At 69.7% G+C, this 14,347-nt stretch carries 14 protein-coding genes and 1 tRNA gene; 4 read left to right on the top strand and 11 right to left on the bottom strand.

Going from position 1 to position 14,347, the window contains the following annotated elements; all coding sequences use genetic code 11:
• Window positions 1-13 precede the first annotated feature (13 nt).
• Window positions 14-1,414, bottom strand: coding sequence for a cystathionine beta-synthase (locus G5C66_RS10165; protein WP_165110834.1), 1,401 nt, complete (start codon window positions 1,412-1,414; stop codon window positions 14-16).
• An 87-nt stretch (window positions 1,415-1,501) separates the two neighbouring features.
• Here G5C66_RS10165 and G5C66_RS10160 point away from each other — a divergent pair, with 87 nt between their 5' ends.
• Window positions 1,502-2,521: an SGNH/GDSL hydrolase family protein gene (locus tag G5C66_RS10160; RefSeq protein ID WP_328532236.1), complete on the top strand. Its 1,020-nt coding sequence runs from the start codon at window positions 1,502-1,504 to the stop codon at window positions 2,519-2,521.
• Between the two features lie 220 nt (window positions 2,522-2,741).
• On the opposite strand, the gene G5C66_RS10155 is transcribed toward G5C66_RS10160, so the two are convergent.
• Window positions 2,742-3,590, bottom strand: coding sequence for a Bax inhibitor-1/YccA family protein (locus G5C66_RS10155; RefSeq protein WP_165110832.1), 849 nt, complete (start codon window positions 3,588-3,590; stop codon window positions 2,742-2,744).
• 131 nt (window positions 3,591-3,721) lie between these two features.
• Window positions 3,722-4,264, bottom strand: coding sequence for a TetR/AcrR family transcriptional regulator (locus tag G5C66_RS10150; protein ID WP_165110831.1), 543 nt, complete (start codon window positions 4,262-4,264; stop codon window positions 3,722-3,724).
• 77 nt (window positions 4,265-4,341) lie between these two features.
• On the opposite strand from G5C66_RS10150, the gene G5C66_RS10145 reads away from it, so the two are divergent.
• Window positions 4,342-5,391 (top strand): aldo/keto reductase, encoded by a 1,050-nt coding sequence (locus tag G5C66_RS10145; protein WP_165110830.1) that lies wholly within the window; start codon window positions 4,342-4,344, stop codon window positions 5,389-5,391.
• Window positions 5,388-6,107 carry a DUF998 domain-containing protein gene (locus G5C66_RS27080; protein ID WP_165110937.1) on the top strand — a complete coding sequence of 240 codons (720 nt, stop codon included), beginning with the start codon at window positions 5,388-5,390 and terminating at the stop codon, window positions 6,105-6,107. The genes G5C66_RS10145 and G5C66_RS27080 overlap by 4 nt, the downstream gene beginning before the upstream one ends.
• Here the strand turns inward: G5C66_RS27080 and G5C66_RS10135 are convergent.
• The 8 genes from G5C66_RS10135 to eno form a co-directional block, all read right to left on the bottom strand.
• A tRNA-Leu gene (locus G5C66_RS10135) sits at window positions 6,067-6,140 on the bottom strand. The genes G5C66_RS27080 and G5C66_RS10135 overlap by 41 nt on opposite strands.
• Window positions 6,141-6,159: 19 nt before the next feature.
• Entirely contained in the window at window positions 6,160-6,717 is a 558-nt protein-coding gene (gene def / locus G5C66_RS10130) for a peptide deformylase (RefSeq protein WP_165110829.1), read from the bottom strand.
• Window positions 6,718-6,796: 79 nt separating this feature from the next.
• The gene (locus G5C66_RS10125) at window positions 6,797-7,315 is read right to left on the bottom strand and encodes an ACT domain-containing protein (RefSeq protein ID WP_165110828.1); all 519 of its coding nucleotides are present in this window, start codon (window positions 7,313-7,315) and stop codon (window positions 6,797-6,799) included.
• A gap of 72 nt (window positions 7,316-7,387) precedes the next feature.
• Window positions 7,388-8,119 (bottom strand): hypothetical protein, encoded by a 732-nt coding sequence (locus G5C66_RS10120; protein ID WP_165110827.1) that lies wholly within the window; start codon window positions 8,117-8,119, stop codon window positions 7,388-7,390.
• A gap of 101 nt (window positions 8,120-8,220) precedes the next feature.
• On the bottom strand, window positions 8,221-9,144 hold the full coding sequence (locus G5C66_RS10115; RefSeq protein WP_165110826.1) for a Ppx/GppA phosphatase family protein: 924 nt from the start codon (window positions 9,142-9,144) through the stop codon (window positions 8,221-8,223).
• 4 nt (window positions 9,145-9,148) lie between these two features.
• The gene (locus G5C66_RS10110) at window positions 9,149-9,658 is read right to left on the bottom strand and encodes a DUF501 domain-containing protein (RefSeq protein WP_165110825.1); all 510 of its coding nucleotides are present in this window, start codon (window positions 9,656-9,658) and stop codon (window positions 9,149-9,151) included.
• Window positions 9,659-9,662: 4 nt separating this feature from the next.
• Window positions 9,663-10,253, bottom strand: coding sequence for an FtsB family cell division protein (locus tag G5C66_RS10105; protein WP_338144131.1), 591 nt, complete (start codon window positions 10,251-10,253; stop codon window positions 9,663-9,665).
• Between the two features lie 174 nt (window positions 10,254-10,427).
• Complete coding sequence (eno, locus tag G5C66_RS10100; protein ID WP_165110824.1) at window positions 10,428-11,705, bottom strand: phosphopyruvate hydratase; 1,278 nt, start codon at window positions 11,703-11,705, stop codon at window positions 10,428-10,430.
• A gap of 238 nt (window positions 11,706-11,943) precedes the next feature.
• On the opposite strand from eno, the gene G5C66_RS10095 reads away from it, so the two are divergent.
• Complete coding sequence (locus G5C66_RS10095; protein ID WP_165110823.1) at window positions 11,944-14,292, top strand: esterase-like activity of phytase family protein; 2,349 nt, start codon at window positions 11,944-11,946, stop codon at window positions 14,290-14,292.
• The last annotated feature ends 55 nt before the right edge of the window (window positions 14,293-14,347 follow it).

The following is a 14,347-nucleotide window of genomic DNA, read 5'->3' as shown; positions in this document are numbered from 1 at the left end:
GGTGACCGTCGCCTCAGGAGCTGGTCAGGAAGAAGAGCAGGTCCTGGCGGGTGAGCACACCGACCGGCTTGCCGTCCTCGTGCACCAGCAGCGCGTCGGAGTCGCCCAGGGTGTGGGCGGCGTCGTGGGCGTCCGCACCGGAGCCGATCGAGGGCAGCGGCGGGGACATGTGTTCCTCGACCGAGTCGGTGAGCTTGGCCTTGCCGGTGAACAGCGCCTCCAGCAGGGTGCGCTCCGAGACCGAGCCGGCGACCTCGGCGGCCACGATCGGCGGCTCGGCACGCACGACGGGCATCTGCGAGACGCCGTACTCCTGCAGGATGTGCACCGCCTCGGCGATCGTCTCGCCGGGGTGGGTGTGGACCAGGTCGGGCAGCCGGCCGGACTTGCCGCGCAGCACGTCGCCGACGGTCTGCTTGGCCGCCTCGCCGATTGCGAAGCCGTACTGGGCCAGCCATTCGTCGTTGAACACCTTGGTCAGGTAGCCGCGCCCGGAGTCGGGCAGCAGCACGACGATCACGGCGTTCTCGCCCTCGGGCGTGCCGGCCAGCTCCGCGGCGAGCTGCTTGGCAGCGTACGCAGCCATGCCGGCGCTGCCGCCGACGAGCAGCTGCTCCTCGCGGGCGAGCCGGCGGGTGTAGGCGAAGGAGTCGGCGTCGGAGACCTCGATGATCCGGTCGGCGACGCTGCGGTCGTAGGTGTCCGGCCAGAAGTCCTCACCGACGCCCTCGACCAGGTAGGGGCGACCGGATCCACCGGAGTAGACGCTGCCGGCGGGGTCGGCGCCGATGATCTGGACGTCGGGGTTCTGCTCCTTGAGGTAGCGGCCGATCCCGGAGATCGTGCCGCCCGTGCCGACGCCGGCCACGAAGTGGGTGATCTTGCCCTCGGTCTGGCGCCAGATCTCGGGGCCGGTCTCCTCGTAGTGGGAGCGCGGGTTGTTGGGGTTGGCGTACTGGTTCGGCTTCCAGGCGCCGGGCTGCGAGGCGAGCCGGTCGGAGACGTTGTAGTAGGAGTCGGGGTGCTCGGGCGGCACGGCCGTGGGCGCGACGACCACCTCGGCGCCGTAGGCCTTCAGCACGTTGCGCTTGTCCTCGCTGACCTTGTCGGGGCAGACGAAGATGCACTTGTAGCCCTTCTGCTGGGCCACCATCGCCAGGCCGACACCGGTGTTGCCGGAGGTGGGCTCGACGATCGTCCCGCCGGGCTTCAGTTCACCGGAGGCCTCGGCCGCCTCGATCATCCGGGTGGCGATGCGGTCCTTCACCGAACCACCCGGGTTGAGGTATTCCACCTTGGCCAGAACCAGCGGCCCCTCCCCCGGTTTCGAGGCTCCGGCGCCGTCCAGCGCACGCTCGAGACGGACGAGCGGAGTGTTGCCGATAAGGTCGAGAAGCGAGTCCACGTACTCCATGGCCACAGCGTATGTCCACTAGGTGAGATCCCCTATATCCCGATACTGAGTGCCCGGTAATGGGCTTGAGACTTTAGAGTGTTCCCCGTGGCGAAGAAGAGTCTGGCACGCAAGACCGCGTACGCCGGCGGGGGTGTTCTGGCCGCGACGGCCGCGTTCGCCGGGGTCCTCGTCGCGGAAGCAGCGCTTGCCGTCCGGGCGACCCACCAGGTCAAGATGCCGGTGGCACCCTCCCCGACGGGGTGGTACGGAGCACGTCAGCCGGGGCGCCCCATCAACATCGCGCTGCTCGGCGACTCGAGCGCCGCGGGCTACGGGATGACCGAGGTCGAGGACACGCCTGGCGCCGTCCTCGCCTCCGGAGTCTCCGAGAAGGCACACCGGCCGGTGCGCCTGCACGACCTCTCCGAGATCGGCGCGAAGTCCTCCGACCTGCACCCGCAGGTCGAGAAGGCGATCGCCGCCGACGCCGACATCGCGGTGATCCTGGTCGGCTCCAACGACGTGATCCGCCGAGTGCGCCCGCGGGTCGCGGTGAGCCACCTCGCCCAGGCCGTCATCCGGCTCCAGGAGGCGGGGGTCAAGGTGCTCGTCGGCACCGTCCCCGACCTCAGCACGGCCACCCCGATCCTGCCTCCGCTGCGGTCGATCATGCGGGCCTGGTCGATCCGCATCGCCGCCGGGCAGATCTTCCACGTCATCCGCGCCGGTGGCCACACGGTGTCGCTGGGTGACGTCCTCGGCCCGGCTTTCAAGGCCACCCCGGCGTTCTGGTTCGGCGCCGACCTGTTCCACCCCTCCGCCGCCGGCTATCACGCCCTCGGCGAGGTGCTGGTCCCGCCGACGCTCTCCGTGCTGGGCCTGGTCGGCGACGAGAACGCCATCCTGGAGACCTACAACGGCAAGCACGTGATGCCGCTCGCCGCCGCCTCGCTGCGCGCCGTCATCCGGCCAGGCACCGAGATCGACCCGGCCCCGCGCCCCCGTGGCCGCTTCGGCCGCAACTGGGCCCGCGCCCGCTCCTTCGAGAACGAGCACCGCGAGCCCCGTCGCGGCGAGCGCCCCGCCGAGACTCCCCCGCTCGCGGAGATCAACCGAGCTCGCTGACCCCGCTGGTCGAGCCGGTCCCGCCCACCGCTGGTCGAGCCCGGCGAGCGCCAGCGAGCCGGTGTCGAGACCAACACAGTCCCCTCGGCGCTCGATTCACCGTGTTGGTCTCGACACGGATTCGTTCGTTCCTCACGAATCCGGCTCGACCAGCGAAACAAACCGCCCCGCGCCTTGTAGGCACGGGGCGGTTGTTGCTTGTCAGCGACTCAGGTCTCGATCAATCCTGCTGGAAGATCGCCAGGAGGCGGAGCAGGTTGGTGTAGATCCACACCAGGCTGACGGTAAGACCGAAGACGGCCCGCCACGACTCACGCTCAGGAAGCTGGGCGCGGATGCCCTGCTCGATCTGGTCGAAGTCGAGGATCAGCATGAAGACACCGAGCGCGAGGCCGGCGATGGCAGTGATCATGCCGAGCGTGCCGAGACCGAAGAGGCCGAAGCTGGCACCGAACATGCCGAGCACGAGCTCCATCAGGCTCAGCCCCACCATGCCGAACATGGCGGCGATCACGAAGGTGCGGAACTTCGCACCGACCTTGATGTTGAAGAACTTGTACGCAGCCAGCGTGCCCGCGAACGCCGCGAAGGTGCCGATCACGGCCTGGACGACGATGCCGCCACCGATCATGGCGTCGAAGGTCTTGCTCAGCGCGCCCAGGGCGATGCCCTCGGCCAGGGCGAAGGCGAGAACCAGCGCCGGGCTGACCACTCGCTTGAACGAGTTGACCAGGGACAGGATGAACGCCGCACCGGCACCGAGGGTCGCGGCCAGGTAGAGCGGCGCGAGGTTGGCGGTCGAGCTGATGTCAGGGGTCAGGACCCACGTCGCGATGGCGGCGAGGAAGACGACGCCGAGCGTGATCGCGCCCTTCTGCACCACCGAGTCGATCGTCATGGGGGCGCCCGTGGTGGGAGCCTGGGGGGCGCCGGTCGACCACTGGCTCGGGTCCTGCCCGTAGCCGGCGTACGGAGCGCCGCTGCCGCCGTAGGTCGCGTTGCCGTAGGCGTTGTGCGACGGCTGCCCGAAGCCCTCTGCCCTACGGAACACCGGGTTGTTGCTCTGCATCTGGGGGTCACTCCTCGAAAGCGACTTGAAAGGTTCCGCCACGGTGGCGGATCCCTGTGGCCAGCGTACCGGCCCTGTGTCTCACTCAACGTCCGGGACGACCCTGAGGTTCCGGGGACGGAGGAGTGCGACTAGCGCGGACGTTGCGCGCGGAGTCCGTCGAGGATGAGCGCGAGCATGTGCGGCGAGCGGTCTTCCGGGCCCGGAGCAGCGCGCCAGAGCGCGCCGGTGAGCTGGAGGAAGTCGGCCGGCTCGGCGTCCTGGCGGATGCTGCCGTCCTTCTTGCCGGCAGCGAACAGCTCGCGGATCGCCGCGACCACGGGCCCATAGGTCTGCTCGGTGATCGCCTGGTGCGCGCTCGGGCTGAGGGCATCGCCGAGGCCGTGCTTCCTTCGCATCGCCTCGACGAGATCGTTGGTCCAGTGACGCAGCGCCTCCAGCGGCTCCATCTCGGCCAGCAGCCTAGGCGCGGTCTCGATGATCCGAGCGACCTCGTCCTGGTAGACCGCGAGGACCAGCGCCTCTCGCGTCGGGAAGTTGCGGTAGAGGGTGCCGGCGCCCACGCCGGCACGCTGCGCGACCTGGTTCATCGACGTGGCGCCGTCCTCGGTGAACGCCTCGCGGGCGGCCGCGAGGATGCGAGCCCGGTTCTCCCGGGCGTCGGAACGAACCATGGACGTCTCCTCTTGCTATGTGGAGAACTCTCCACTACTGTATATGGAGAACTCTCCACATACCTTAGAGGAGCACCATGCAGTACATCAAGCTCGGCACCACCGGCCTGGAGGTGTCACCGATCGCGATCGGCGCGATGACCTATGGCGAGCCGGATCGCGGCCACCCGGTCTGGTCGAAGGGCGAGGACGAGGCCCGCCCGCTCATCAAGCACGCGCTGGACTCCGGGATCAACTTCTTCGACACCGCGAACATGTATTCCAACGGGTCCAGCGAAGAGATCCTCGGGCGCGCACTGAAGGACTTCGCGGACCGCGATGCGGTGGTGATCGCCACGAAGCTGCGGCATCCGATGCGTCTGGGTCCCAACGGTCGGGGACTGTCGCGCAAGGCGATCATGACCGAGGTCGACCACTCGCTCCGGCGACTGGGAACCGACTACATCGACCTCTACCAGATCCACCGCAACGACCACTCGACGCCGTGGGAAGAGACCCTCGAAGCGCTCCACGACCTCGTGAAGGCGGGCAAGGTGCGCTACCTCGGCGCGTCCTCGATGCACGCGTGGGAGTTCGCGAAGGCGCTGCACCTGCAGAAGGTCAACGGCTGGGCCCGCTTCGTGTCGATGCAGGATCACTACAACCTGCTCGCCCGCGAAGAGGAGCGCGAGATGATCCCGCTCGCCCTGGACAACGGGGTCGGCACGATCGTCTGGTCGCCGCTCGCCCGCGGACGCCTCGCCCGCGCCTGGCACGACGCCCGTTCGACCGCGCGGTCGGAGACCGACGGCGCCTACGCCGACATGCTCTACTCCCCGGAGCAGGAGGCCTCGAACCGCGCGATCATCGATGCGGTCGGCCGGGTCGCCGACGCCCACGGAGTCAGCCGCGCCCAGATCGCGCTCGCCTGGCTGCGCCGTCAACCGGTCGTGACCGCCCCACTGGTCGGCGCCGGCTCGATCCAGCAGATCGACGACGCCGTGGCGTCGCTCGACGTCGACCTCACCGACGACGAGGTGCGGGCTCTGGAGGCGCCCTACACCCCGCGGTACGACTGGCAGGGCATCTCGGACGAAGCCGAGCTGGAAGCGATCCGCCAGCGCGTACCCGGGATGGCGCTGTCATGACCTCGATCGTCCGCTCCGGAGCAGCAGGCCGTACCGGAGCCGTGCTGCTGCTGATCGGCCCGCTCCTGTCCTGGGTCGCCGAGCTCATCACCGCGGCTGCCTGGCAGGACCCGCCGTACTCGCCGCTGTACAACTGGGTCAGTCATCTCGGCCTGACGGGCCCCGCGCAGACGGCGTTCGGGCAGGTCGGGAACTCGCCGCTCGGGGCTGTCATGAACGCCGGCTGGGTGATATACGGCGTCCTGCTCATCCTCGGCACGTTCCTGGTCTTCGACGTACGCAAGGGAGCACGCCCGATCATCGTGGCGGTCCTGGCGACGATCGCCGGTGTCGGCGTCGCCCTCGTCGGGATATTCCAAGGATCGAACGCGAATGTCGAGAACGGACTCATCGCGTTCCACACCTTCGGTGCCCAGAGCGTGATGCTCGCCGGGAACACCATGGCGATCGTCGTCGGCGCCAACGGCACCCGGATCGGCCTGAGCCGTGGCCGGTCGATCGCGAGCGTCGTGCTCGGCATCGTCGGCCTGGTCACGTTCCCCGTCTTCATGGCCGACGTCTTCACCGGGTGGATGTGGAACATCGGCCTGTTCGAACGCGGCGTGATCTATCCGATCATGGTCGGTCACGTGCTCCTCGGCAGCGGCCTGATCGCCGACAAGGCTCGGGCTTTCGTGCCCCGGGTGGGACTCGAACCCACAACTGGACGATTTTAAGTCGTCATCCTCTGCCAGTTGGGACACCGGGGCGAACAGCCAGACCTTAGCGTCATAAGTACGTCTGGCGCTGGTGGAGCGCGTGAGCGCCCGCGACCCTGTCGATGAAGAGCAGACCGTTGGTGTGGTCGATCTCGTGCTGCAGGCAGCGGGCCTCGAAGGCGTCGGTGACGATCTCGACGGTCTCGCCGGTGACCGGGAGCTGGCCGCGTACCTTCAGTCGGGAGGCCCGCTTCACGTCACCGGTCAGGTCGGGGACGGACATGCAGCCCTCACGGGCCTTCTCGTTGCGGCTGGCCTCGACGACCTCGGCGTTGCACAGGACGTACGTCCCGTGGTGGGTCCTGGTCTTGACGTGGGTGGAGACGTCGACGCAGAAGATCCGGGCCGAGACGCCGACCTGGTCGGCCGCCAGACCGACGCAGCCGGGCGAGACCCGCATGGTGGCGATCAGGTCGGCGGCGAGCTGGACGGTCTCGGGGGCAGCGGGGTCGACGTCCTTGCCGGGGACGGAGAGGACGTGGGCGGGGGCGCGTACGACGTCGAGGACCCTGCCCTCGACTCCCAGTTCCGCCTCGGTCCAGGACAAGACACGTTCGTTGATGCTCACGCGACCACCTCCGTCGCGCGAGCGCAAGGATACGGACGCGGCCGCGTGTTGATCGGATGGTTCACTCGCTGACGCTCGCTCACAGGTCGTCGGCCTCGATCGGCCGCAAGGTGGCGTCGACGCCGAGCTCCTGGGTGACCCGCTTGACCGACGCCTCGAGCACGGCGACGTCGGCGTCGGCCGGGAGCTCGAGCTCGGCGACGACGACGTAGAGGTCGCCGGAGAGACGGGTGGTCAGGTCGGTGATGTTGCCGCCGACGGCGGCGATCTCGGCGGTCACCGTGGAGACGATGCCGGGACGGTCGCCGCCGTGGACGGAGAGCACGAAGAGCTGGCCGGCAGCGGCCGGAGCCTGCTCCTCCGGAAGCTCGTAGACGGTGACGGTCAGGGAGCCGTCGGACGCGATCGGCTCGAGATCGGCCTGGATGGCCTCGGTGGTGGCCTCTCCCGCGCACAGCAGCGTCATCGCGAAGTGACCTCGCAGCCGGGTCATCGTCGAGTCCTCGAGGTTGAGTCCGAGTCCGGCGAGACGGGCGGTGGTGTCGGCGATGATCCCCGGGCGGTCGTGTCCCAGGACGGTGATGGCGTGGATGGTCACCAGACCATTGTCACCCGCGGCCCGCCGATGGCGGACCGCGGGTGACTCAGCTGGACGTCGAGGGCTCGCGGATCAGCCGCGGAACCACTTGTCGGTCTTCTGCTCCTCCGTGGGGTCAACCGGCTCGGGAGCGAACTCCGGAGTGCCCTCCGGGGTCGGCTTGACCACGGTGTCGCCCTCGCCCAGGTCGTCGTAAGAGGCCTGGTCGGACCCCTGGTCGGATGCCTGGTCGGGCCCGGCCGGCGGGGCCGGGACCTCGGTGGCGTAGGGGTCGGCGGGAGCGATCGGGTCGGTGAGCGGGTCACCGGTGACACCGGCCTGCGGGGCCGACGGCGCCGGCGGAGCGGGCGGGTAGCCGCCGTACTCGCTGGTCGACGACGAGTCGGTCGACTCCGGAGCGGCCGGAGCCGCCGGGGCCTCCGGGACGACCGGGTCGGCAGCGGGCTCCGGAGCGGCCGCCGCAGCGGTCTCCGAGGTGGACTCCGGGACGGAGCCGTTCCGGTGCAGCTTCTCGGAGGCGACCCCGGCCGCGGCCGAGACCTTCTCCTTGGCCTGCTCCGCGTAGGGCCCCGCCTTCTCCTTCACGGTGGCGGCATAGGGACTCGCCTTGGCCATGGCGGCCTCGGCATAAGGAGCAGCCTTCTCCTTCAGGGGCGCCGCCTTCTCCGAGGCGGTCGCGAGGGCCGACTGGACGCGCGGATCGCTGGTGACCTTGTTCGCGCCGGCCTTCAGCTGCTCAGACTTGTTCTTGACCAGCACGCCGACACCAGCGGCAGCGATGGCAAGCAGGATGAGCTTTTTCACTTCTTGACCTTCCGAGAGACAGCTTTGGTTCTGTTTGATGGGTGTACGCCGGTGAACCCAAACCTAGGCGCCAAACACAAAGATCAAGTCCCCCGACATGCCTAGTCTCTAACGGACCATGCGATTCCGTCGAGGATGTCGGACTCGGAGACGAGCAGAGAGTCGACGATCGAGCGCCTCAGGATCCGGCTGAGGATCACTCCGCCGGCGGCGATCACGTCGGCGCGGCCCGGATGCATCCAGGGCAGCGCCAGCCGCTCGTCGACCGTCATCGCCAGCAGCCGGTCGACGAGCCGGTAGACGTCGTCGGGCGAGACCTCGGCGTGGTCGGTGGCATCGCGGTCGTACGCTTCCAGCTCGAGCAGCCCCATGGCCAGCTGGATCATGGTGCCGCCGACCGCGACCACCGTCCGGGCGTTCGCCGGGTCGACGGGGCAGGCGTCGAGGTGGGCGTCGATGTCGCGTACGCAGGCCTCGATCTCCTCCCGCGTCGGCGGGTCGGAGCGCAGGTGACGCTCGTGGAGCCTGACCGACCCGATGTCCATGCTGTCCGACTCGCTGACCCCCATCGTCGGGCCGTCCCCGAGGATCAGCTCGGTCGAACCGCCACCGATGTCGATGACCAGCACCGGCGGCTCGGGGATGCCGCGGAGGTTGCGGGCCGCGCCGCCGAAGGAGAGCGCCGCCTCCTCCGCCCCGGTGACGACCTCGGGCGTGACCCCGAGCCGGTCGCGTACGCCGTCCGTGAACGTCGCCGCGTTGGCGGCGTCGCGGGTGGCCGAGGTGGCCACGAAGCGCACCTTCTCGACGCCGTGCTCGTGGATCAGCGCCGCGTACTCGTCGATGGCGCCGAAGGCCCGCTCCAGGGCCTCGTCGGCGAGCACACCGGTGCGGTCGACACCCTGGCCTAGGCGGACCATGCGGGCCTCGCGTACGTCCTCGGTCAGGCCGTCGGCGGTGACCGTGGCGATCAGGAGCTTGATCGTGTTGGTGCCGCAGTCGATCGCAGCGACCCGTTGCGTCACAGAGTCACTGCTCCTCGTCCTCCAGCTCGAGATCCACGCACGGGCCGGACTTCCACCACTCACCGAGGCGCTCGAGCACCTCGTCGCCGAGCGGGTTGACGCCAGGGCCCTGGGCCAGCGCCTGGCCGGCGAGTACGTGCAGGCACTTGACGCGATTGGGCATGCCACCTGCGGAGATGCCGTGGATCTCGGGCGGGTCGCCGAGCTGGTAGCGGGCCTCGAGATAGGCCTCGTGGGCCTTGGCGTAGGCGGCGGCGAGCTCCTCGTCCTCGGCAAGCCGCGCCTCCATGTCCTTCATCACGTGGGTGCCCTCGAGAGTGCCGATCTTCGAGGCGGCGCGCGGGCAGGTGAGATAGAAGGTCGTGGGGAACGGGGTGCCGTTGGGCAGCCGCGGCTCGGTCGTCACCACATCGGGCAACGAGCACGGGCAGCGGTGCCCGACCTCGTGGATCCCCCGTGGCTCGCGTCCCAGCTGTGCCGCGATCGCGGCCACGTCCTTGGGATCGATGGCCATGTCTTCAGTCTTTCTTCTGCTTGGGCGGGTCGATCTCCGACTCCGGCCCTTCTCCAGTCTGCTCCGGCGGGTCTCCGGCCAGCAGCACGGAACCCCACGCATCGTCCCACCACGCCTCCGGCTGCTCGGCACTGCCCACCGACTTGGGGTCGGTGAGCTCCGGCTCGGTCTGGATGCGCTCCCCGTTCTCGTCGAGGGCGACGTACGCCGTCTCCCCCGGCATCACGAACCCGAACCGCTCCCGGGCCTGCTGCTGGACGTAGGCGGGGTCCTCCCAGCGACGGGTCTGCTCCTCGAGCTGCTTGATGTGCTCCTTGCGCTGGGCGATCTCGGTCTGGAGCGCGTTGATGTCGTGGCGCTGCTGGATGTAGGCGCGCAGCGAGGAGGCGTACGAGATCACCAGCACGGCGGCCACCACCATGATCATCATCGCCCGGCCGGTCAGCTTGGGTCGGCGCAGCCGCTTGCGCAGCGCCTCGATGCCGCCACCCGACGGCGGCCGGACCGGGAGCGGGGCACGCGGCCGTCGCCCCGGACCCTGTGGGCCTCGGGGTCGCTGAACGCGCTTGCTCTGACCAGGTCCCTGCGTCGCCACGTCACTCATCCTCCCATCCGAGGCCAGCGAGTCGGCGCATCTGTCCCGCCGAGCCGTGCCGAGTCGGCGCTACTGCCCCGCCAAATGACGCCGAGTCGGCGCATCTGCCCCGCAGCGGCGGGACATTTGCGCCGACTCGGCACTGGGAGACGGGACAGACGCGCCGGGTGGCGGTCAGGCCTGGTAGCGCGGGAAGGCGGAGGCGCCGGCGTAGCGGGCGGCCTCGCCGAGCTCGTCCTCGATGCGGAGGAGCTGGTTGTACTTCGCGACGCGCTCGGAGCGGGCCGGGGCACCGGTCTTGATCTGGCCGGAGCCGACGGCGACGGCGAGGTCGGCGATCGTGGTGTCCTCGGTCTCGCCGGAGCGGTGGGACATCATCGTCTTGAAGCCGGCACGGTGGGCCATGTCGACCGCGTCGAGGGTCTCGGTGAGGGTGCCGATCTGGTTGACCTTGACCAGCAGCGCGTTGCCCTGGCCACCCTCGATCCCGCGCGCGAGACGCTCGACGTTGGTGACGAACAGGTCGTCGCCGACGAGCTGGGTCTTGTCGCCGATCGCGTCGGTGATCGCCTTCCAGCCGTCCCAGTCCTCCTCGTCGAGCGGGTCCTCGATGGAGACGATCGGGTAGGCGGCGACGAGCTCCTCGTAGTAGGCGGTCATCTCCTCGGCGGTCTTCTTGGCGCCCTCGAAGAGGTACGCCCCGTCCTGGTAGAACTCGGAGGCGGCGACGTCGAGCGCGAGCACGACGTCCTTGCCGAGCTCGTAGCCGGCCTTGCCGATGGCCTCGGCGATCAGGTCGAGGGCGGCCCGGTTGGACTCGAGGTTGGGCGCGAAGCCACCCTCGTCGCCGAGGCCGGTGGCCAGGCCCTTCGCCTTCAGCACGGACTTGAGGGCGTGGTAGACCTCGGCGCCCATGCGCAGCGCCTCGGCGAAGGTCGGCGCGCCGATCGGCGCGATCATGAACTCCTGGATGTCCACGTTGGAGTCCGCGTGGGACCCACCGTTGAGGATGTTGAGCATCGGGACCGGCAGCACGTGGGCGTTGGGGCCGCCGACGTAGCGGAACAGGGAGAGGCCCGCCGAGTCGGCGGCGGCCTTCGCGACGGCGAGCGATACGCCGAGGATCGCGTTGGCGCCGGCCTTGGCCTTGTTGGGGGTCGCGTCGGCGTCGATCATCGCCTGGTCGATGGCGCGCTGGTCGTCGGCGTCGAAGCCCTCGATCGCGGGGGCGAGGGTCTCCACGACGGCGGTGACGGCGTTCTGCACGCCCTTGCCGCCGTAGCGCTCGCCACCGTCGCGCAGCTCGACGGCCTCGAAGGCTCCGGTCGAGGCGCCACTGGGGACCTGGGCGCGGGCGAAGGTGCCGTCGTCGAGGACGACCTCAACTTCCACGGTCGGGTTGCCTCGCGAATCGAGGATCTCGCGGGCTCCTACGGCGTCGATCGATGCCACTGAACTACTCCTGGGTCAGGACTGGATGGAAACACTGGGGTGGTGTCGCCCGTCAGCCTATTACTCGGCCGGATGGGCCTGGCGATTGGAACGTTAACCGGACAGTAGGGGTGCGACGAGGGTTGCCCACCTGCTGTTCATCGGGGAGTCGGCTGGTCGAAACGTACGTGACGCCTCGGCGCGCGGTGCCGCCGAGATCGTTCGTCCCGGTAAATGATTTTCCGAGAGGAACCCCGACATGCAACTCCTGCACAACCGTCTCGCGCTGGCCGGTGTCGGCGCCTTGGCCATCGGGGGCCTGGGCGTCTCGATGATGACCGTCCTCGGTGGCACCGCCGCCGCGGGACCCGGCCGGCACGGCGAGTTCAGCCGGCTCGCGACGTATCCGGTCTTCCAGAACGTGCCCGCCGGGGTCGACCCAGCCGACGCGACCGTCGCCGAGATCTCCGCGGTCTCCGAGGACGGGAAGACACTCGCCTACACCGACGCGGCCGGCGGCCGGATCGGCTTCCTGGACATCACCGACCCCTCCGCTCCTGAGGGGCTCGGCAGCCACGACGTCTCCGGCGGCAAGGGCGGCTCGCCGACGTCGGTCTCGATCGTGGGCGACTACGCCCTCGTGGTCGTCGACGAGTCGCCCTACCCCGGCCTCGAGGACACCGAGTGGGAGGACGAGGAGCCCGCCGTCGGCACCCGTGCCGGTCGGATCGACGTGATCTCGCTGGCCGCGCCGCACGAGGAGGTGGCCTCGTACGATCTCGGCGGCCAGCCGGACTCGATCGCGGTCAGCCCGGACGGGACGTACGCCGCGATCGCGATGGAGAACCAGCGCAACGAGGCCGCCACCCCTGCCGGTGGCGAGGAGGGCGACCTGCCCCAGGCGCCAGCCGGCTCGGTCATGATCGTCCGTCTCGACGGCGCGCCGGACGCGTGGTCGATCACCGACGTGACGCTGCCCGCGTCGGCGCTGAAGGGGCTGGACACGCCGGAGGACGCCGAGCCGGAGTACGTCGACATCAACGCCGACAACCAGCTCGCGCTGACCCTGCAGGAGAACAACGGCGTCGCGATCATCGACCTGCCGTCCGCGACCGTCGAGACGGCGTGGAGCGCCGGGAACGCGGTCGTCGAGGGCGTGGACGTGACCAAGGACGGCCGCTTCAACCCGGTCGACACCATCGACGCGCCGCGCGAGCCCGACTCGATCCAGTGGGTCGGACCCGGGCTCGTCGCGACGGCGAACGAGGGTGACTGGAAGGGCGGCACCCGTGGCTGGACCGTCTTCCGCGCCGCGACCGGCGAGGTCGTCTGGGACGCCGGATCCTCTTTCGAGGACCTCGCCACCAAATACGGCCTGCACAACGACGGCCGCGCCGCCAAGAAGGGCGCCGAGCCCGAGGGCTTGGCCTTCGACACCTTCGGCGGCGTCCCGTACGCCTTCGTGGGCTCGGAGCGCAGCAACTTCGTGGCCGTCTACGACATGCGTACGCCGTCGTCCCCGAAGTTCACGCAGGTGCTGCCCGCGACCAACGGGCCGGAGGGGCTGCTGCCGATCCCCTCGCGCAACCTGCTGGCGATCTCCTCCGAGGAGGACTCGGCCGAGGACCTGGTGCGGGCCTCGGTCTCGCTCTACGGCTTCGGGCGGAAGCAGTCGTCGTCCTTCCCGACGGTCGAGTCGGCCTCCCAGGACAGCAAGCCGATCGGCTGGGGCGCGCTCGGCGCGCTCTCGAAGGTCCCCGGTGAGCCCGGCAAGCTCTACGCGGCCAGCGACGCCGCCTACGCCACCGGCCGCATCTACACGGTGGACGTCCGCCGGTCGCCTGAGGTGATCCGCGACGTCCTCGAGGTCACGAACGCCTCCGGCGAGGTCGCCGAGGATCTCGACATCGAGGGTCTGGCCGCCCGCCGTGGCGGCGGCTTCTGGGTGGCGAACGAGGGTGCGACCGGCGCCGGGAACGCCCTGCTCCGCCTCGACCGCGCCGGCCGGATCGCCGAGACGGTCCCGCTGCCTGCGGAGATCGCCGAGAAGGTCGGCAAGTGGGGCCTCGAGGGCGTCACGGTAACCGGAAAGCGCGCCTCCGAGCAGGTGTACATCGCGCTGCAGCGCCCGCTGTGGGCCGACTCGACCGCGAAGAAGCCCGGTGTGGACGGCGCGAGCACCGCCCGCATCGGTCGCTACACCCCGGCCACGGGCGAGTGGGCGTGGTTCGGCTACGGCCTGGAGTCGACCTCGGTCGCCGGGGACTGGATCGGCCTCTCCGAGATCACCGCCGTCGACGGCGACACCCTCGCCGTCATCGAGCGCGACAAGCAGAACGGCACGACGGCGGCGATCAAGCGGGTCTACACCGTGGACGTGCCCCGGACGGGCACCACCGGGCTCAGCCCCGTGAAGCCGCTGCGCAAGCGCCTGGCGTACGACCTGCTGCCCGCGCTGGAGAGCACCCACGGCTGGACCCAGGAGAAGCTCGAGGGCTTCACCGTCGGCGCGGACGGGCACGCCTACGCGGTGACCGACAACGACGGCCTCGACGACGCCACCGGGGAGACCGTCTTCCTCGACCTCGGCAGGGCGTTCAAGCGCTGAGGATCGTCAGCACGCCGGCCCGTCACCGTTCGGTGGCGGGCCGGAGTCGTTCGTG

This window comes from Nocardioides turkmenicus (genome assembly GCF_011045035.1).
Lineage (GTDB): Bacteria > Actinomycetota > Actinomycetes > Propionibacteriales > Nocardioidaceae > Nocardioides > Nocardioides turkmenicus.
This window is presented reverse-complemented; position numbering and strand designations above follow the sequence as displayed.

Coding starts and splice junctions, on each gene's coding strand:
- G5C66_RS10165 (WP_165110834.1), bottom strand. CDS start 1,414: ATGGAGTACGTGGACTCGCTTCTCGACCTTATCGGCAACACTCCGCTC.
- G5C66_RS10155 (WP_165110832.1), bottom strand. CDS start 3,590: ATGCAGAGCAACAACCCGGTGTTCCGTAGGGCAGAGGGCTTCGGGCAG.
- G5C66_RS10150 (WP_165110831.1), bottom strand. CDS start 4,264: ATGGTTCGTTCCGACGCCCGGGAGAACCGGGCTCGCATCCTCGCGGCC.
- G5C66_RS10145 (WP_165110830.1), top strand. CDS start 4,342: ATGCAGTACATCAAGCTCGGCACCACCGGCCTGGAGGTGTCACCGATC.
- G5C66_RS27080 (WP_165110937.1), top strand. CDS start 5,388: ATGACCTCGATCGTCCGCTCCGGAGCAGCAGGCCGTACCGGAGCCGTG.
- G5C66_RS10110 (WP_165110825.1), bottom strand. CDS start 9,658: ATGGCCATCGATCCCAAGGACGTGGCCGCGATCGCGGCACAGCTGGGA.
- G5C66_RS10095 (WP_165110823.1), top strand. CDS start 11,944: ATGCAACTCCTGCACAACCGTCTCGCGCTGGCCGGTGTCGGCGCCTTG.